15 protein-coding genes, 1 tRNA gene and 1 pseudogene are annotated in these 18,868 nt (G+C 70.2%); 12 read left to right on the top strand and 5 right to left on the bottom strand.

The features are described from left to right. Positions 1-146 precede the first annotated feature (146 nt). From ABWI07_RS15640 to ABWI07_RS15610, 7 genes are all read left to right on the top strand, one after another. Positions 147-1,298: an efflux RND transporter periplasmic adaptor subunit gene (locus tag ABWI07_RS15640; protein ID WP_353818949.1), complete on the top strand. Its 1,152-nt coding sequence runs from the start codon at positions 147-149 to the stop codon at positions 1,296-1,298. Beyond that, entirely contained in the window at positions 1,295-2,020 is a 726-nt protein-coding gene (locus tag ABWI07_RS15635) for an ABC transporter ATP-binding protein (RefSeq protein WP_149259820.1), read from the top strand. Before ABWI07_RS15640 ends, ABWI07_RS15635 begins: the two co-directional genes overlap by 4 nt. Beyond that, entirely contained in the window at positions 2,017-3,270 is a 1,254-nt protein-coding gene (locus ABWI07_RS15630) for an ABC transporter permease (protein ID WP_149259819.1), read from the top strand. The genes ABWI07_RS15635 and ABWI07_RS15630 overlap by 4 nt, the downstream gene beginning before the upstream one ends. A gap of 521 nt (positions 3,271-3,791) precedes the next feature. Next, positions 3,792-4,001, top strand: coding sequence for a hypothetical protein (locus tag ABWI07_RS15625; protein ID WP_149259818.1), 210 nt, complete (start codon positions 3,792-3,794; stop codon positions 3,999-4,001). Between the two features lie 945 nt (positions 4,002-4,946). After that, complete coding sequence (locus tag ABWI07_RS15620; protein WP_353818948.1) at positions 4,947-5,084, top strand: hypothetical protein; 138 nt, start codon at positions 4,947-4,949, stop codon at positions 5,082-5,084. 101 nt (positions 5,085-5,185) lie between these two features. Beyond that, positions 5,186-6,658, top strand: coding sequence for an alpha/beta hydrolase (locus tag ABWI07_RS15615; RefSeq protein WP_353819048.1), 1,473 nt, complete (start codon positions 5,186-5,188; stop codon positions 6,656-6,658). Between the two features lie 64 nt (positions 6,659-6,722). Beyond that, positions 6,723-6,795, top strand: a tRNA-Thr gene (locus tag ABWI07_RS15610). 69 nt (positions 6,796-6,864) lie between these two features. On the opposite strand, the pseudogene ABWI07_RS15605 reads toward ABWI07_RS15610, so the two are convergent. Both ABWI07_RS15605 and ABWI07_RS15600 read right to left on the bottom strand, forming a co-directional pair. After that, positions 6,865-7,182, bottom strand: a pseudogene (locus ABWI07_RS15605) (tyrosine-type recombinase/integrase); the annotation flags it as partial. A gap of 295 nt (positions 7,183-7,477) precedes the next feature. Next, entirely contained in the window at positions 7,478-8,170 is a 693-nt protein-coding gene (locus ABWI07_RS15600; protein ID WP_353818946.1) for an SMI1/KNR4 family protein, read from the bottom strand. Positions 8,171-8,481: 311 nt separating this feature from the next. On the opposite strand from ABWI07_RS15600, the gene ABWI07_RS15595 reads away from it, so the two are divergent. From ABWI07_RS15595 to ABWI07_RS15580, 4 genes are all read left to right on the top strand, one after another. After that, positions 8,482-9,105, top strand: a complete 624-nt coding sequence (locus ABWI07_RS15595) for a hypothetical protein (protein ID WP_353818945.1) — start codon at positions 8,482-8,484, stop codon at positions 9,103-9,105. Between the two features lie 903 nt (positions 9,106-10,008). Beyond that, positions 10,009-11,142 carry a hypothetical protein gene (locus ABWI07_RS15590; RefSeq protein WP_353818944.1) on the top strand — a complete coding sequence of 378 codons (1,134 nt, stop codon included), beginning with the start codon at positions 10,009-10,011 and terminating at the stop codon, positions 11,140-11,142. Between the two features lie 242 nt (positions 11,143-11,384). Next, positions 11,385-11,789: a VOC family protein gene (locus tag ABWI07_RS15585; protein WP_353818943.1), complete on the top strand. Its 405-nt coding sequence runs from the start codon at positions 11,385-11,387 to the stop codon at positions 11,787-11,789. 103 nt (positions 11,790-11,892) lie between these two features. Beyond that, a complete protein-coding gene (locus tag ABWI07_RS15580) occupies positions 11,893-12,426 on the top strand; it encodes a DinB family protein (protein WP_353818942.1) in 534 nt (177 codons plus the stop codon). Positions 12,427-12,687: 261 nt separating this feature from the next. On the opposite strand, the gene ABWI07_RS15575 is transcribed toward ABWI07_RS15580, so the two are convergent. Continuing rightward, a complete protein-coding gene (locus tag ABWI07_RS15575; RefSeq protein ID WP_149259797.1) occupies positions 12,688-13,062 on the bottom strand; it encodes a MarR family winged helix-turn-helix transcriptional regulator in 375 nt (124 codons plus the stop codon). Positions 13,063-13,137: 75 nt separating this feature from the next. On the opposite strand from ABWI07_RS15575, the gene ABWI07_RS15570 reads away from it, so the two are divergent. Continuing rightward, positions 13,138-14,616, top strand: coding sequence for an MFS transporter (locus ABWI07_RS15570; protein ID WP_502912824.1), 1,479 nt, complete (start codon positions 13,138-13,140; stop codon positions 14,614-14,616). A gap of 666 nt (positions 14,617-15,282) precedes the next feature. On the opposite strand, the gene ABWI07_RS15565 is transcribed toward ABWI07_RS15570, so the two are convergent. Both ABWI07_RS15565 and ABWI07_RS15560 read right to left on the bottom strand, forming a co-directional pair. Then, positions 15,283-17,760 carry a VIT domain-containing protein gene (locus tag ABWI07_RS15565; RefSeq protein WP_353818941.1) on the bottom strand — a complete coding sequence of 826 codons (2,478 nt, stop codon included), beginning with the start codon at positions 17,758-17,760 and terminating at the stop codon, positions 15,283-15,285. Further along, positions 17,757-18,596: a MerR family transcriptional regulator gene (locus tag ABWI07_RS15560; protein WP_353818940.1), complete on the bottom strand. Its 840-nt coding sequence runs from the start codon at positions 18,594-18,596 to the stop codon at positions 17,757-17,759. The genes ABWI07_RS15565 and ABWI07_RS15560 overlap by 4 nt, the downstream gene beginning before the upstream one ends. Positions 18,597-18,868 lie beyond the last annotated feature (272 nt).

Genomic DNA, 18,868 nt, shown 5'->3' with positions numbered 1-18,868 from the left:
TGAGGTATGCCCTGGCGCGCTGCCGCTCCCCTTCGATCCGGGAGCGGGTCCTCCGCGAGGTGTCCGCAGCTGCTCCGGCCGCTATTTCATCTATTTCTCACCCGTGCCTCACGAACGCCACAGGAGCGGTCAAGAGCCTCATCCGCATGAATCGGAGACTCCTGGTCAACGGCGCGTTGGGCGTGCTGCTCGCCGCCGGGGCCGGAACCGCGTACTTCGCACTCGGCGACGGAGACGACGGCGCCGCCGCGTCCACCCGCCTCTCCCGCGTCTCGCGCGGGACGGTGATCTCGTCGGTGTCGGCGTCCGGCTCGGTGGGGAGCGCCCGGAGCCGTTCGCTGTCCTTCGGCGCCTCCGGGACGGTCGCCAAGATCTACGTCAGGGCGGGGCAGAAGGTGAAGACGGGCGACGTCCTGGCCCGCCTCGACCAGACCGAGGCGATCGAGAACGTCAACGCCGCCAAGGCGAACCTGGCCGTCGCCGCCGACGGGGACACCTCTTCCGAGAAGGGCTACGCCGGTTACGTCCAGGCGAAGAACTCCTACAACTCGGCCTTGCGCGCATACCAGGGGACCGTCCTGAAGGCCCCGTTCGCCGGGACGGTCACCGCCGTCAACGGGACGGTGGGCGGCGGCTCCAGTGGTTCATCCTCGTCCTCCTCGGGGTCGGGTTCCGGGTCCGGCTCCGGGTCGTCCTCGCCCTCCTCGTCATCCGCCTCCTCCTCGTCGGGCTCGGGCTTCGTCGAACTCGCCGACACTGCGCACCTCCAGGTCGAGGGGGAGTTCACGGAGGCGGACACCACCAAGCTGAAAGCGGGTCAGGCCGCCACGGTCACCTTCGACGCGCTCACCGGAACGACCGCCACCGGCAAGATCACCGCGATCGGCGCGGCGCCGACGACCACCGACAACGTCGTGAAGTTCCCCGCCACGATCGCGTTGGAGGACGTCCCGTCCGGGGTCCGGCTCGGCCAGACCGCCACGGTGGAGATCACCGTGGCGCGGGCGGAGGACGTCCTCCATGTGCCGAGTGCGGCGGTCAGGACGGCCGGCGGGCAGAGCACGGTCACGGTCGTCCGCAACGGCAGGCAGATCCCGACGACGGTCGAGACCGGCGTCAAGGGCGACCAGGGAACCGAGATCAAGTCGGGCCTGAACGAAGGCGACCAGGTCGCCGTGACCTCCACGTCCGGCAGCGGGAACACGAGCGAACGCGGCTTCCCCGGCGGTGGCGGCGGTGGCGGCCCCGGGCTCGGCGGAGCGCCGGGTGGAGCGCCGGGCGGCGGAGGCCGTCGATGACCGCGCCGAGGCCGCCCGCCGCGGGGGCGCCGCCGGCGCTCGACATGCGCGGCGTGACGAAGGTGTACGGGACGGGCGACACCGCCGTCCACGCCCTGCGCGGCGTCTCGCTCACCGTGGAGCGCGGCGACTACGTGGCGATCATGGGCGCGTCGGGCTCGGGCAAGTCGACGCTGATGAACATCATCGGCTGCCTGGACGTGCCGAGCGCCGGCCGCTGCCTCCTCGACGGCATCGACGTCGCCGGCCTGGCCGAGCGGAACCTCGCGATCCTGCGCAACCGCCGCATCGGGTTCGTCTTCCAGTCGTTCAACCTGATCCCGAGGATGTCGGCGCAGGCCAACGTGGAACTGCCCCTCGCCTACGGCGGGCTCAAGGGGGCCGAACGGCGGCGCCGCGCTCTCGCCGCCCTGCGCGAGGTCGGCCTCGCCGACCGCACCCGGCACGAGCCGAACGAGCTGTCGGGCGGCCAGCAGCAGCGCGTCGCCGTCGCCCGCGCCCTGGTCACCGCGCCGACCCTGCTGCTCGCGGACGAGCCGACCGGCGCGCTGGACAGCGCCTCCACCGCCGACGTCCTCGGCGTCTTCGACCGGCTCAGCCGCACCGGCCGCACCATCGTCGTGATCACTCACGAGGACGACGTCGCCGCACACGCCAAGCGGACCGTCCGGCTCGTGGACGGCCGCGTCGTGGCGGACGTCCGCCGGGAGGTCGCAAGGTGAGCGCCTTCGAGATCCTGCGCTTCGCCGTGCGCGGGCTGTCGGCCAACAAGCTGCGCAGCTCCCTCACCACGCTGGGCATCATGATCGGCGTCGGCGCGGTCATCCTGCTCGTCGCGGTCGGCAACGGCTCCTCGGAGCAGATCAAGAAGAGCATCCAGCGCCTCGGCGCCGCCTCCCTCACCGTCACGCCGTCCACGACGGGCCGCGGCGGCCCGGGCGGCTTCGGGACGCAGGACCAGGCCTCCGGCCCGCGCACCCAGGCCCGGGACCTCACCGTGCAGGACGCCGAAGCGCTCACCGCCGCCGGCCAGGCCCCGTCGGTCAGGAGCGCGTCGCCCGTCGTGACCGGCCAGTCCGTCACCGCCGGGTACGCGGGCACGAGCACGACCATCGACCGGTTCGTCGGGACGACGCCGTCCTACTTCGCGGCCGCGAACAAGACCCTCGCGTCCGGCGCGGCGTTCACCGCCGATGACGTCACCGCCGCGAGCAAGACGGTCGTGCTCGGCAGCACGGTGGCCACCGACCTGTTCGGACGCGTGGACCCGATCGGCAAGAAGATCGACGTGGGCGGGATCCGCTTCACCGTCACGGGCGTCCTCAAGGCGACCGGCTCCTCCTCGTCCACCTTCTCCGACCCGGACGGCATCGCCGTCGCGCCGCTTCCCGCCGTCCAGGAGACCCTCACCGGCTACGGCGCGCTCGACCAGATCATCGTCCAGGCCAAGGACACCGGCGCCGTCGACGCCGCCGAGGCCGAGGTCACCGGCATCCTCGGCCAGCGGCACGGCACGGGCTCCTCCGGTACCGCCGACTTCACGGTCTCCAGCCAGGCGAGCGTCCAGTCGGCGGTCAGCGAGTCGAGCCGGACCTTCACCGTCCTGCTCGGCGCCGTCGCGGCGATCAGCCTCCTGGTCGGCGGCATCGGCATCACCAACATCATGCTGGTCACCGTCACCGAACGGACCCGCGAGATCGGCATCCGCAAGGCCATCGGCGCTCCGCGCGGCGCGATCCTCGGCCAGTTCGTCGCGGAGGCCACCGTCCTCAGCCTCGTCGGCGGCCTGCTCGGCGTCCTCGCGGGCGTCATCGGCAGCCTCTTCACGATCGCGGGCGTGGAACCCGTCCTGGTGCCCTCATCGATCGTCCTGGCTCTGGCCGTCTCCGTGGCGATCGGCCTGTTCTTCGGCAGCTACCCGGCCAACCGCGCCGCCAAGCTCCGTCCCATAGACGCCCTACGCCACGACTGACTGAAGGACTCCTATGCGCCATCCAGGCCATCACCCACCGAAACACGCCCACAGCAGTCACCGAAAGCGCCCCAGGACCACTGAACGCCACATGCCCCCTCAGAACACGCCCGAGCGCACGCGGGTGCGCTGTGACCGGGGGGCGGGAAATGCCTGACGAGCCGATGGGGGACGCGGAACTCCTGGCGAGTTCGCCGTTCGAAGACGATCTCGGCGCCGAGTTGACGGAAGGGCCGTCGCAGAGGTCTTTGCCAGGGCCGACGCTCTACCTCGCGGCCGGGGTCATCCTGGTGGCCGGTTTCCTCTGCGGCGTCCAAGCGCACAAGTGGTCGTCGGACGGGTCAACCGGCCCGTCCGCCGGCGGCGCGGCCGGGGGCCCGGAAGCCGGACGCGCACGGACCGGGGGCTACGGCGGCCCACCCGCTTCCGGCGACGGCCCCGGCCAATACGGCGCACCAGGCAACGGGCCGGCGAACGGACCGGGGAGCGGCGCGAACGGAACGCCGGGAACCGTGGGGACGGTGACCAAGGTCGTCGGCGACACCCTGTACCTGCGCACCTCGTCCGGCAAGACCATCAAGGTCAGGACGACCGGCACGACCAAGATCCGCATTGTCGAGGACGGCGCGCTGCGCGACCTCGGCGCGGGCACGACCGTCGTCGTCCGCGGCTCCACGGGTGAGGACGGCTCCCTCACCGCGACCACCGTGAACGAAGGCTCCGGCCGTTGATCGCCGCGGATGGACGCACCCGAGCAGACCGACAAATCACATGGGAAGGATGATCTCGATGGGCAGCACAGGCTCACGCCGAATCCTCGGCGTCCTGGCCGTCGGCGGTGTGCTCCTGCTGAGCACGGCATGCGGAAACGGCGACACGACGACCGCGGGCCCTGACAAGTCCGCCGCCGCCGATCCGATGGCCTCATTCCGAGCATGCCTTGAAAAGCAGGGCGTCACCCTCCCGAACGGCGGCCCCGCCGCCGGCGGCACACCCCCCTCCGCCCCACCCACCCGCCCAACCGACGCCCCATCAACCCACCCCACCGACGCCCCAACGACCCACCCAGGCGCCCCCGGACCCGGCCGCCCCACCAACGCCCCAACCCAACGCCCCACGAGATCCGCAGCAGAACAAAAAGCCATGCAGACCTGCGCCTCCCTAGCCCCCCAACGACGCAATGGCCCAGGCGGAGCCCCACCCTCCGGCCTCCCGCAGGAGAACAACACCCCCTGACCCACACCCCTGCGACCTCGCCCAGCCCCGCAACCCCAACCCAGGCGAGGGCACCGCCGGACCTCCCCCAGGTGAACGGCGATCGCTGATCCGTACGCGTGCAGGCTCTGCCCGCGCAAGGGCACTACTGACGGGCGCACTACCCGGGCTCCTGCAGTGGACGCTGATCGTTGACCCGCCCGCCTGCTTGACCACACCTCTGTGGCCTTGACCGGCACTGCGACAGCGACACGGGTGAGGGCGCTGCCGGGTCACTCACAGGTGAACAGTGGCCACTGGCCTGCGCCCTCGCGGGGCTTGGTTCGGCGCTGCGGCAGTGGCGCAGGTGTGGCGCTCCTTCCGGCACTCCGCAGGAGAACGACGACCCCCGGCCCCATGGAGCAGCAGGCCGGCGAAGCAGGCCCGCAACGCGTCCAGACGACCTCTTGGAGCAGTCGTACGTGCAGCTGCTGGTGGAGCCCGGTGAGCTCCAGCACCTGAAACCCTTCCTGGAGACGAGCTTCTACCGCGGCGACAGCTTCGAACTGGGGCTCAAATGGCTGCTCGACGGCATCGAACACGAATACCGAGGAAAGTAGCCGTCGACCACCGTGCCGACGTAGCGTAGGCGGCGGCGTACGTGCCGCGACGACGAGACGGGGGCCAGGTGCGGGCAGCGAGAATCATCAGCGTGGCCATCATGCTGGTCCTGGCGACTGCCACCGGCTGCGACAGCGGTGACAAGAACACGACCCAGGCCGCGAGCGTTCCCACGGGCCTCGGGCAGTTCTACGGGCAGAAGCCCTCCTGGAAGGGCTGCGGCAACGGGTTCGAGTGCGCGACCGTACAGGTCCCGTTGGACTATGCCAAGCCGTCCGGCGAGAAGGTCGGTATCAAGGTCATCAGGCTTCCGGCCGAAGACGAGAAGAACCGGATCGGTTCCCTGCTCACCAACCCCGGGGGCCCGGGTGGCTCCGGCGTCGACTTCGTCCGCCAGGCCGCCCGCTCCTTCGGAGACGACCTGCGCCGCCGCTTCGACATCGTCGGCTTCGACCCGCGCGGCGTGGCGTCCAGTGACCCTGTCCGCTGCAACACCGGGCCGCAGTTGGACGAGTTCTTCGCCACGGACGCCTCCCCGGACGACCCGAAGGAGACCAACCAACTGGGCAGCGCGAGCAAGGCCTTCGCAGAGCGCTGCAAAGCCAAGGCCGACTCTGAGCTTCCCTACGTCGGCACGGTCAACGCCGCCCGCGACATGGACGTCCTACGCGCCGCCTTGGGCGACCAGAAGCTCACCTACTACGGTGCCTCCTACGGCACCTACCTGGGCGCCTTCTACGCCGAGCAGTTCCCCAAGAACATCCGGGCCTTCGTCCTGGACGGCGCCGTCGACCCGAAGCTCTCCTCCACGGACCTCCTGATCGAGCAGGCCAAGGGCTTCGAGACCGCCCTGCGCGCCTTCGCCGACGACTGCGTCAAGTCGGGTGCCTGCCCCTTCGGCGCCACCCCGGACGCGGTCATCGGCCAGGTCTCGTCCTTCCTCACGGCCACGGACAAGAAGCCCCTCAGCAATACGCGCGACTCCCGCAAGGTCACCGAGTCCCTGGCCGTGATGGGCATCGCTCGAGCCCTCTACGTCAAGGAGTACTGGCCCGTCCTGCGCCAGGCGCTCACGCAGGCTATGCAGAAGGGCGACGGCACCCTCCTCCTAGCCCTCGCGGACGAGATGGTCGAACGCAAGCCCAACGGCACCTACAGCAACCAGACCGACGCCAACATGGCCGTCAACTGCGTCGACAAGCCCAACCCACCGGACCTCGCCGCCTACGGCAAGTCCGCCGAGCAGGCCAAGAAGGTCGCCCCCCGCTTCGGACCTTTCGTCGTCTGGGGCGGCCTCCCGTGCGTCTACTGGCCCGTCCAGACCAAGCAGGCGCCCAAGCCCATCACCGCCCAAGGCGCCGCCCCCATCGTCGTCATCGGAACCATCCGCGACCCCGCCACCCCCTACAAGTGGGCCCAGAGCCTCGCCGGCCAGCTCTCCAGCGGCGTCCTGCTCACCTTCGACGGCGACGGCCACACCGCCTACCTCCAGGGCAACTCCTGCATCACCAAGACCACCGACGACTACCTGATCACCACCGACCCGCCCAAGGACGGAACCACCTGCCGCTGATTAACCGGTGCACACCCACCTCCAACACCCGGTAGACTTCTTCCCGCCGTGCCCCGCACGGCAGGCCGCCTTAGCTCAGTCGGCAGAGCGATTCACTCGTAATGAATAGGTCATCGGTTCGATTCCGATAGGCGGCTCCCACCTCAGAGGCCCCTTCCGATCATGGAAGGGACCTTCTTTGCTAACAGGGTTGCTAACAGCGTTGCCTATGCGGCCCCGCTCATGACCCGCGCGAACACGTCCGCCGCAGCCACCTCGGCCGACCGGACCACGTGCGCGTAGACCCGAAGCGTGATGGCCGGGTCAGCGTGCCGGAGCCGAGCGGCGACGACGTGAACGGGCACACCCGCCAGGAGCAGAGTCGTCGCGTGGATGTGGCGCAAGTCGTGGACCCGAGCATGCGGCAGCGGTTCAGTCAGGCGCGGGCCTTCCTTGGGCTCGTTGTGGGCCCGGATGGTTTTGGCCATCAGCGCGCCGACCGAGTCCGGATGGATCGGGTCGCCCCACCCAGTAGCGAACACGTAGCCGTCTTCCGTGCCCCGCCACCTGTCACCGACGAGGAGCTGTCAGCAGCCTGGGCCTTCCTTGCCACGGTCTGTCACACCTTGCGCGCCGTACGCGCGAACGAGCCCCCGGAGCGTTGCGCACCCGTGCGGTACGTGTGCCGCTGAGGCGACCAGCAACCCAGGTCAGGCACGGGGTGCCGGGTCGTTAGCCAAGCCGATCAAGAAGCACTCCTGGTCACTTGCGGTACGGCGCCCTACCAGGTCAGCGTCATCAGCCGGCAGGATCGGGACTATCCCCAGTGATCACCGCCTCCTATTGGGTTTCCAGGGCCGAGTCGGTCTCGGCATCAGTAGCGCCCCGCCAGCGGCCGGTCTTCTGATCTTGGAGTAGCCATGGCTGGTGAAGTGATCCCTCGACCCAACGCCGCATCCACTCGGCGATGCCGAAATGCTGCGGAAACAGGGAAACCTCATACTGTTCCGCGGGCGCGGGGTTCGGGTCGATCGCCCACATCCGGAGGGACGGGTCAGTGGTGTCAACGTAGGAAACGATGCCGCATCCCCAGTTGCAGATCGGCAGCAGTGCTCTGGCCATCGGGTGCCACGCTTCGGGCCAGTTCTGCTGTTGCTCTTCGTAGTCGCGAAGGATGACCCCGAGGGGCTCAAGGCCATAAGCGGGGCCAAACCCGCCATCGCCGAGTTCGAGGTAGCAGCGGCGGAGCAGAGACGGCAGGGGGCGGCCCAACAGGGCTTCACACTCCTCCACTGCGTCGCCCCGAGCGGGGGTCAGTGGCGGTAGGGGCTCGAATAGACCGGCGGTATGGGCGGCGGTGTACTCGGGCGTACCGCGCCAGTACACCCGCTGAAGCTGGCCGTCAGGGGCGTACTTGAACGCTCCGCCGCCTGCGGTATCGACGCCTGGAGGTCCGAATCTCTCGTCGAGGTGGTCACCCGACTCCACCCGGGTGCGCACGGCTTCGAATACGAGGTCGTCTTCGGTGATCACACGCCAAGGATGCCGTGGAGGTCGGACAGAGTTGGGGTCAGAGCAGGCGAGCGGCCCGAGCTGCTGACGCGGGTGCTAACGGCAGGTCTGGACGGGCCTGGACGAAGACCGGGCGCCCTCGGCGGCGACGGGGACGATTCGCACCTTGGTCTTGAGGCGTAACATCTGGCGGTACTCGACTGGATCACACTATGAGCTGATGACCTTCGAGGAGCGCCACCGGGTCGAGCCGAGCACACCGACGCCATCCGAGAGGCCATGTCCGAACTGCCCGCGCGGCCTGGTGCCCGACGCTAAGGAGCCCCCCACCCATGAAGATCATCGACCGCGTTAAGACGTACGCCCGAAAGATAACGGGACGCGACGTCGACCCCGCGCCGGCTGAGCGCGACCGCGCAGAGCACGAGCCGGACCGCGAGGACAAGGAGCTCGCGGAATCCGCTACCTCGGAGACGCCGGAGTCTGAACCGACCACCGAGCCAGCCACGGAATCGACCGAGGAGGCGACTACGGAGCCCGCTGCCGAGGCGGCTGCGGAGTCGGCCGCTGAGTCGGTTGCGGAGCGGGACGCTGAGCCGCCTGCGGAGCCCGCTGCTGAGTCGGACGCGGAGTCGGACGCGGAGGCCGCTGCGGAATCGACTGCGGAGCCGGCCGTCGAGTCGGACGCTGGGTCGGAGACGGAGGCCGCTGCCGAGTCGGCCGGCGAGCCCGCTGCTGAGTCGGACGCGGGGGCCGCTGCGGAGTCGGCCCTTGAGCCGGCCGCCGAGTCGGACACAGAGGCCGCTACGGAATCTACTGCGGAGCCGGCTGCTGAACCGGACGCGGAGCCGAGCACGAAGGCCGCCGCGTGCCCTCGTTGCGGTGCGACCGGCGATGCGCCCTGCACGACTCCGTCCGGTAAGGCCACGAAGACCCACAAGGGACGCGAGCAGTGAGCAGCGGCGCTCCGCCGATGTCGAGTGCGAGGGGACGATGCCGTCGCACTTCCGCGCTCACTGCGGAGGTGATCGGCCGTCACTGCGGTCGGCGAGGACGGCCAGGCGACGCGCGGTCACGGTGGCGCCGGGGGTAGACCCTGAGGGCCAGGTGGCTGGCGCCGCTCCCTCGCCGCGCCCGCCACCTGGGCCCCGGCCCGTCGGCTGCCCGGGTACGTCCAAGGATGCTGAGGTTCTGCCCAGACTCGGGTTCATGCGCAGACTCGGCTTCCCCGCGATCGGTGTGAGCGGGCATGCCCCACGCCATGTCCTTCTGGACGTCCGCGCTGGACTAGGAGCAGGGGGGTCGAGCGCCTGGTCGAGTTGCTAGCGGCCATGTTCGTCTACTGCGCCTCGAAGGCACCCGCCTCTACCTCGGCGTCAGCCTCATCACGCTGATGCTCATGTACTTCGTGCGCGGCAACAGCGCCAAGGACCCGGACCGCGCCGAGACGCTGATGCTCCTCACCGTCACCATGGCCGCGTTCGGCGCGATGGACGGCCTTCTCAACAGCGGCAGCGGCGTCGCCGAGGACAAGAGCCTCGGGTGGTTTGCTCCGGCTCCGGCTGACGTCGCTGCCGACGCGCGTCGTTGTCGGGCGCGGTCTTGTCGGGTTGATGGTGGCGCTGCCTTCGCGTCCTGGCGATCCAACTCGTCGGGGCGCTCGTCAACCACGTCCGGCACATGCCCGCCGAGTGGGCAGGGGTCGTCGCCGCGCTCTTGGCGACGGTCCGGGTGGCCGGCTTGCCTCCCAGGGCATGCGCTCGGATTGCAGATGGGACCAACCGGACACGGGGAGCGCCGCGCGGAGGGGGCGTTCGGTACGATCTTGTGGGGATTCGGGGGATGGCGAGGTCGGACCTATGTTCAGGATCTTCCGTCGGCGACGCGGGGATGAACTAGCCGTCATCGACGCAGAGATCACTGCCCTCGGGGAGGCGCTGGCGGGGCATCCCTTCGTACCCGAGCAGCACGCCGCGGACGCCGAGCTCCTGGCCGACTACTCGCGTGCGCTCGACGCTTACGAGCAGGCCAAGAGGGCTTTCGTTGGAGACCGCGACCTGGCGGACGCTGCAGATGTGTTGATCGCGCTGGACGAGGGTCGTCACGCGCTCGCCTGCGTCGACGCCCGCCTCGCAGGTCGCCCGACGCCGCCCCGTCGGCCTCTGTGCTTCTTCGACCCGCGCCACGGCTCGTCCGCCGATCGCGTTTCCTGGACGCCTGAAGGGGGCGCCACCCGGATCATCGAAGTGTGCGCCGCTGACGCGGTGAGGATCCGGGAGGGCATGGCTCCCATCGACACCGGTCGGCGTGCGCGTCCGGAACCCAAGCCGCGCGTGCCTGCCCCTAGACCTCAGCCGCGCGAGCCTCAATCCAGGCCTCAGCCGCGCAAGTCTCAACCCGGAGCCCAGGCTCCACGTCCTCCCGCACAGCCCGCGCCCTTCAAGACGTGCCCGGCGGGCGTTCGCAAGACTCAACAAGCCCAGGGAGGCGGGAACAGAGAGTTCAAGTTTCCCCACCGTGAACCGCGCAGGCCCCAGGTGCTGGTCGTCCGCCTCCACGGCGGCGATCGGAAAGGTGTGGTCAAGCTCTTCGAGGACGGATACGCGAGGGTGCTACTACGAGGTCGCCTGGAGCGGAACCGCGTCGTAGAACCTCTCCCCGTGCGCGAGGACAAGCACGTTCACTTGCGTATCGATTCCAAGAGTCGGTGGGCTGCATGGCTGCAGCCCTTCGACACTGTCCCGATGGTCGACGACCGCATATCCTCACGCGGCTCCTTTGTCTTCCGCTACACGGGAGGTCCCGCGATCGTCCAGATGACCCACACCGAGGACGGCGACTTCTCCCTCACTGAGCTCACAACGGAATTCGAGCAGGGAGCGCACGTCCTGTCCGGCAAGGGTTCCACCTACGCCGAAGCCCACATGTCGGGCCCGACCTATCTCCATGTGCGAGCCGAAGGCAACTGGCAGATCAGGTTCACTCCCATGTGAGAGGCCTCCTGAGCTCGCGTCCGGTTGCCACCCGGCGACCCCGATGCCCCTCTTGGAAAGGGCGGCAGCGTCGAGGTGGGGCACCTTGGGACGAGCGGGTTGTCAGCTGCCTTTCGACAGGCGGCTCCCACGTTGAAGGCTCGTCGCGGGCCGGCGTATACGGCTTCCGTTAACGTTCTCTGCTCGTGTTGGGGCACCTGGGATCATGGTGGCGTCGTACGGGACGGCCTAGTGTGCCGTCCATGCGCATGCTGCACATCGGGCTGCGGGTCACCGACCTGGAGCGCTCGCTCGCCTTCTACACAGCGCTCGGGTACACCAAACTCGGCAGCGTTCCCGAGACGGGTTTCGGCAGCCTCACGATGCTCAAGCTTCCCGACGATCCGTTCGTCAGCCTTGAACTCGTGCACGATCCCGAGAGGCCGGTCGAGAACATCAGCGCCGTCAACCATCTCGTCGTACAGGTGGACGATCTGGACGCCACGATCGCTGATCTCGCCGTCAAGGGGGTCGCGGCCGAGCCGCCTGCCGACCCCGGGCCGGGGATCAGGACGTCATGGCTGACCGACCCCGACGGCTACAGGATCGAACTCGTGCAATGGCCCTCGGGGCATCCGGCTGGAATGACAGAGGCCGATTTCGGCTGACGAGACGGCGTGACAGGTATCGAGGGGCCCAGCCAATGAGCTCGTCGTCATCCGCCTGATCACAGCCCTGCTGCGGGGCCGGGGCCGCACTACCCTTCGGCGGATGCAGAACCCCCCAGACCAGGTCCCCCCGCCTCTCGACGGCCCAGGCGTCGAGGTGACGGACGCTCGTGAACTCCTCCTCGGCTACCTGGAGTGGTATCGCGAGGCACTGATGCGCAAGCTCTCCGGGCTGCCCGACGATCGGCTCCGCGCGCCGGTCGAACCACTGGGATGGTCACCGCTCGGGTTGGTCCAGCATCTCGGTTGGGTCGAGCGCCGCTGGATGCGGTGGGGATTCGCCGCCGATGACGTCCTCGCCTACCCGCCCGGGGGCGACGAGGCGGAATGGACCGTCCCTGTCGATCGGTCCAGCGCGCAGATCATGGCCGCTTACCGTCTGGAGGTCGCCAGCACACGTGATCTGGTGGAGGGCGCCTCGCTGAACGACAAGGCCCGGCTCGGCGGTCGTTTTAAGACGTCCGAAGAGGCCCCTTCCCTCGGACGGATCCTCTTCCATCTGCTCCAGGAGTACGCCCGCCACATGGGCCACCTCGACGTCGCCCGCGAACTGATCGACGGAACGACCGGCGAGTAGCCCGGTCGGCGGACGCCTCGGCCGGGACATCCCGCGCCCTCTCACCGATCGGCCGGGCCAGGGACCTCAGTCCGAGCGTGCGCAGTGCGAGAAGTGCCTTCGCGGTGTAACCAGGGTCGGCGCCGGGGACTCATATGAACTCCAGCCGCAACATCGGTCAGTCGGCGGGCGGGTCAGATCCCGGCACGTCACACGAACACCAGCACAGTCGGTCGGCGGGTCGGGCTCCGCCCGGCGGCGGCACCACGAGCACCGGCACAGTCAGTCGGTCAGGTGCTCGGCGAGGATCTTCAGGTGGGTGTCGCGCGCCTCGGCGTGGCAGCGGCGGCCGGCGTCGGTGATCTCCACGAAGACGCCGCGGCGGTCGGCCTCGCAGAGCCCGCGCTGGACGTAGCCGTGCTTCTCCAGGCGGGCGACCGTCCGTGACAGGGCGCTCTGGCTGAGATACATGGCCGCGGCGATGTCCTGCATGCGGCGCTTTTCACAGTCCTGGTCCACGAGGCGGTCGAGCGTCTCGTACTCGCTCATGCTCAGGCCGTGGACGTCCTGCAGGGCGCGGTCCAGAGCGCACGCGACCGTGTTGTAGCAGGTCGCCAGCTTGCGCCAGCGGCTCACCAGAGCAGACTCCGCCTCCATGCCGCGCACCTTACCATGCGCACGCATCAGATGCACACGAATTAAATTCCGCAGAATTTTGTGCATGGACATTTGATGCATGTGCATGTACTGTCCTGCGACGTGACTATCACCGAGACCTCACCCGACTCCGCTGTCGGTGCGCCGGGCGCCGTGGGCGCACCGGCCGAGCAGACCTGGACCCCGCGGTTGTGGGGAGTCCTGGCCGTCCTGTGCGCCGTGTTGTTCCTCGACGGACTCGACGTCTCGATGGTGGGCGTCGCGCTGCCGTCGGTCGGCGCGGAGCTCGGCCTTTCGACCACGTCACTGCAGTGGATCGTCAACGGCTACGTCCTCGGCTATGGCGGACTGCTCCTGCTCGGCGGACGCACCGCCGACCTCCTCGGTCGCCGCCGGGTCTTTCTCGCCGCCCTCGCCGTGTTCGCCTTGGCCTCACTGGTGGGCGGTCTTGTCGACGACGGCGCGCTGCTCATCGCGACCCGTTTCGTGAAGGGCCTGGCCGCCGCCTTCACCGCGCCGACCGCGCTGTCCATCCTGACCACCACCTTCCATGAGGGGCCGGCGCGCAACCGGGCGCTGTCGGTGTTCTCCGTCTTCGGGGCCAGCGGCTACTCGTCCGGGCTGATCCTCGGCGGCTTGCTGACCAGCTTCGGGTGGCGCTGGACGTTCCTGACGCCCGTGCCGCTCGCCATCCTCGCCCTTGTCGCGGGCATCGCGCTGATCCCGCGGGACCGGCCCGCGGCCGGTGGAGGGCACGACGTCCTCGGCGCCGTGACACTCACCGGCGGCATGTTGCTCGCGGTCTACACCGTGGTGTCGGCCCCCGATCGCGGCTGGCTGGACCCGCTCACGCTGGGCTCCATCGGGGTCGCGGCGGCCCTGCTGATCGCGTTCTTCGTCACCGAGAACAAGGTCCGGCACCCGCTGATCCGGCTCGGCATCCTGCGGATCGGCTCGATCGTCCGGGCCAACCTGAGCATCGTCGCGCTGTTCGGCTCGTACCTGAGCTTCCAGTTCATGATGACGCTCTACCTGCAGGACGTGCTGCACTGGTCGCCGCTGAAGATGGCCATGGCGCTGCTGCCGGCCGGGCTCCTCGTGGCGTTCGGCTCACCCTTCGTCGGCCGCCTGATCGACCGGTACGCGACGCCCCGCCTCATCATCAGCTCGATGACCTCCCTGAGCCTCGGATATGCCTGGTTCCTCGGCACGGCCGGGAACACTCCGCACTACGTGTTCACGATCCTGCCGACGATGCTGCTGCTGGGCGGCGGGTTCGCGTTCGGCTTCAGCTCGATCATGGCGCAGGCCACGGACGGGATCGACGACTCCGAGCAGGGGCTCGCCTCGGGCCTCGTCCAGACCTCGGGCCAGGTCGGCGCCGCCCTGGTCCTGGCCGTGGTCACCGCCCTGGTCGCGGGCGGAACGGCCGCGGGCGGCGACGGCTTCGCCGAGTTCCACCCCGGCGTCAACCTGGTCAGCGCGGTCGCCGTGGTCGGCCTGGCCCTGAACCTGATCCCGCTCATGCGCCGCTACCACCCGAAGCACGTCTGACCGCCCTCCGCCGATCTGGGCCGGGCCGCGCCTCCTACCCCGCGGCCCGGCCCACCCTTCTGTCCAGACGACCCGCGAGTCGCTCGCTGCTGACATGGCCTCCCCCTCCGACGCGGCCCATACTCGCTGCCGGCGCAGCCCCTCTCCGTTCGCGCCGCCTCGTCCTGTGCATGCGCCGCCCAACTCTCTGCCCGAGCCATGTGGCCCTGTGCTTGCGCGGCCTCGTCTCCGCCGTGGGGCTTCTGCTTGCGCCGTCTCGCCTTGTGCTCGCGCCGCCTGGCCTCCGCCGAGGGAGTTCTGCTAGCGCCGCCCCGTCCTGTGCATGCGCCACCCCACTCTCTGCTAGCGCGGCCTCGTCTCCGCCGTGGGGCTCTTGCTCGCGCGGCCTCGCCCTCTGCTTGCGGCCCGACCCTTGCTCGCGGCCGACACCTCTTTGCTCGCATGAGCCCTGCCCCTAGCTCTCAACACTCTTCGTCTTCGGCACAGTGGCGCTTGGCCTGGCGACTCGCGCGGGCAGTGGAATCGGACGGCTTTCGTTGTCCTCAGCAGCGCCGCTCTCGAGCGCGGTGTGTCGACTGCGGGCCCGCCCGGGGTGGCCTGCCCGGGCGGGTTTGTTGGACGTGGGTGGCGGGGAGGCGGTCTCGTGGGAGCGCCCCCCGCCATGGGTTACCTGGGGCGTTTCCAGAAGGGGCGGCGGGGTTGGGGTTCGCCGGTGAAGTCGGCCAGGACCTGCAAGGCACTGGTCCACTGGTCGTTGACGGTGGTCTCGTCTGCGGTGGGTGGCAGCCGGTGCAGGTCGTCGCGAAGGGCGGCGAGAGGGGTGGCGTCCAGGGACAGGGCCTGCATCCGCTGGACGATCGACTCCAGGATGGGGAGGAGTTCGCTCAGCAGGCGGTGGATGCGCTCCTCTCGCGTTTCGGGGACCTGGCGTAGGCGGCCCAGCACGTTGGCCAGTTCTTGCTGGAATCCGGTGAGGGCAGAGGGCGCCGAGCCCGCCGGTCGGCGAGTCCGTGCGGCGGATCGACCGTGGGGGCGGCCGGAGGGGCGGCCGGAGACGGGAGGCGGGGCGCCGTAGCCGGGAGGGGCGCCTTGCGGCATCGGGGGCGGACCCGAAGGGGCGGGCGGCATCGGCGGCGGGCCGGAGGGAGCGGGCGGCATGGATGCGGGCGGCATCGGGGGCGGGCCGGAGGGGGCGGCCGGAGCGCTTGAGAAGGCGTCGGGGACCATGTCCATATCGATCGAGAAGGTGGCGGGGGCGATGCGCGGGGCGGCCATCGGTGCGGCGCCGCCCCAGCCTCGGGGCATCTCCACCGGCTGGACTACCTGGTGCGGTGCTTCTCCCTCGGTCGCGACCCGGCTGTCCACGGCGACGAATGCGGTGAAGCGGCACAGGACGCCGAAGCGGAGGGACGTCGCGATGATGCGCTGCTCCAGGTCGTCGGGTCCGCCGACCGTGTAGCGGTCCTCCAGGTCGCGCAGGTGTGCGCGGGCCCAGATGGATCGGGCGGCCGAGTCTTCGACGACGATGCCGGTGGCGTGCTGCGCCCAGGGCGTGCCGTCGGACGCCGTACCCCTGACGGACAGGGTGCCGGAGGGCGTGCCTCGGAACCGGCCCGCGATCTGGAGGGGGACGCCGGGGAACAGGGCGCTCGGCCGGGCGGGCGCCACCGTGTCGGGGACGATCTCCAGGCCGTCGGCGTGCAGGGTGAGGCCGGTCGCCAGCGGGGCGGCGATCCGGTGGTGGATGTGCTCCATCGCCTCGTCGAGGCGGTCTTCGGACTCGACCAGTTCGCAGCGGCCCCCGCCGATCGCGGCGAGGCGGTTCAGGAAGCCGGCGTTGACGGCCTGGTCGATGCCGACCGTGTGCACGCGGACGCCGCGCAGCCGCGGCTCGAGGTGGGCGAGGAGTTGGTCCTCGTTGCCGACCTGGCCGTCGGTGATGAGGACGAGCACCCGGTCGCGGGTGGAGTCGGCGAGCAGGCGGCAGCCCTCGTCGAGCGGGGTGAGCATCTCGGTGCCGCCCCGCGCGCCCAGCGCCGCCAGGTGCTCGACGGCGCGGAACCGGTTGCGGTCGGTGCCGTCGGCCAGCCCGGAGCCGAGGTCGCGCGGGCGCTCGATGACGGTGTCGAAGGACAGGACGGCGAACCGGTCCTCGGCGCGGAAGGTGTCGACGATGCGGGCGGCGGCGCGGCGCGCGGCGACCATCTTCCAGCCGTGCATGCTGCCGGACCGGTCGAGGACGAGCACCACGTCGCGCGGGCGGGGCTTCGCTTCCCCGGAGGGCAGGACGGTGAGGTTGAACGTCCCCTCCTCGCCGGACTCGTCCGGGATGAGGGAGAGGGCGGCGCTCTCGTGCGGGGCGAAGTCGAGGCGGAGGACGAAGTCGCGGTCGAGCCGCTCGCCCGCCTGCAGACGCACGGTCGTCCGCTCGCCGTCGCCCTCCTCGGCCACCACATGCAGCGCCGACCGGATCTGGGTGAGCGGGAGCCCGGCCGGATCGATGTCGACGGTGACGGCCAGGCGGACCGGGTTGGGGAAGCCGGGCAGCAGGACGGGCGGGCTGATCCGGGACGCGTCCGGGACGGCGCCGGTGTCGTCGGCCACCCCCGATCCGGCGCGCCCGCCGGCGAGCGGAGCGCCGGGGATGTAGCGGGGGGCGACGACGAGCGGGAACCGGAAGGTCGCGCTCGACGCCGACTCGTGCGGAAGCGGCTGGTCGAGGGACAGCCTGATCGTGACTCTCTCGCCCGGCAGGATGTTGCCCACCCGCATGGTGAACACGTCCGGGCGGTCTTCCTCCGCGATGGCGGCGCGTTGACCCGCGGCGATCGCGGTGTCGTAGTCCTGCCGCGCCTGCCCGCGCTCTTTCAGCTTCCCCTCGATGACCCGGTCGGCGGCCTCCATGCGTAGCGCGGTGACGGCGGCGCGGTCGGGCAGGGGGAAGATGTAGGTGGCCTCCAGCGGCTTGTCGGACGGGTTGCGGAAGCCCTGGACGATCTCGATGCCGGCGGCGAGGCCGGTGATGGACGCGTGCACGTCCACGGAATCGAGCGGCAGGTTGCCGATGTCGGTGCTGAGCGCGCCGAGCCCGTGGTCGGGTGCCGGTGGCGCGGTGTCGGGTAGCGGCAGGATGCGCACGGTCACTGGGTCCTCCCGGGTGGGTCGGCGTGCTGGAAGGCGGGGCTTTCGGTGGTGTTCTTCGCGGGGGCGAGCAGGCCGCGGTCGCGCAACTCGTCGAGCAGGGGACGTGCGGCGGCCTCGATGGCGGCGAGGTCGTCGCCGCTGAGGGCCGGGACCTCGAGGAGCACGGTGAGGCCGGGCGCCAGGCGGACTCCCTGGACGACCGCGGGAGCGGGTTCTCCGTAGCCGGAGGCGACGATGTTCTGGCGGAACGACACGTCGGGGCGCCGGCTCCAGAAGCTCCCTCCGTCGCCGCCTCCCGCTGCCTCCTCAGCCTCCTCAGCCTCCTCAGCCTCCTCAGCCTCCTCCGGGCCCCTGGGCGCCGTCGGGGAAGTGCCTTGGTCGTCTGGCCTTGCCGGGAGGTCATGGCTGAGGGAGGGATCGCCGTCCTCTGCGGTCTGGACGTTCGAGCCCGGCGGACTCGCTGCTGGGCCTGGGGGCGTGCGGGGAGTCGAAGGCAGGTCGGTCGAAGGGGAGCCCGGCTGGGCGGGGAGGGCGGCGATGCGGGCGAGGGCCGTGTCGGTCGCGGCGGCGAGCTCGACCTGGATCTCGGCGATGGAGCGGCCGGCGGCCTGGCGCCGCTTCACCGCGATGAGCTGGAGGAGATGGCGGGGCCCGTACAGGGCGGTGCGGCCGCGACGGCCGAGGGGCGGGTCGACCAGGCCGATCGTGGTGTACCAGCGGATCAGCCGCTCGTTGGGCAGGTCGCGCACCCGGCCGCTGGCCTGCGCGGACCCGTCCGCCGCGAGGGCCGCGGCGGCACGGTCCGCCAGTTCGGCGATCGTCCAGGTGTCGTCCATGGGTCGATGATGACACTGTCACGATGACAGTGTCAAATAGATCTCGCCGGGCCGGCTTCGCTCCGAGCCCGCGCCGTGGCGGCGCGCGACGTGTGCGGTTTCGTGGTCTCGGGCTCCTGTCCTTGGCGTGGTTGCGGCGGCACGGTCGAGCGCCGTAGCGCGGCTCGGGCGGCTGGGTAGTGACGAAGTCTTCGCCGAATTGCCTTCTTCGGCATCGTGACAGCGGAATTGATCGTTCCTGGCGCACGGATAATCTCCCGGCGTCCCGTGGA

The organism is Actinomadura sp. NPDC000600, from assembly GCF_040492135.1.
GTDB lineage: Bacteria > Actinomycetota > Actinomycetes > Streptosporangiales > Streptosporangiaceae > Spirillospora.
Note: the sequence above shows the minus strand (reverse complement) of the source record. Positions and strands in the feature narration are given on the sequence as shown.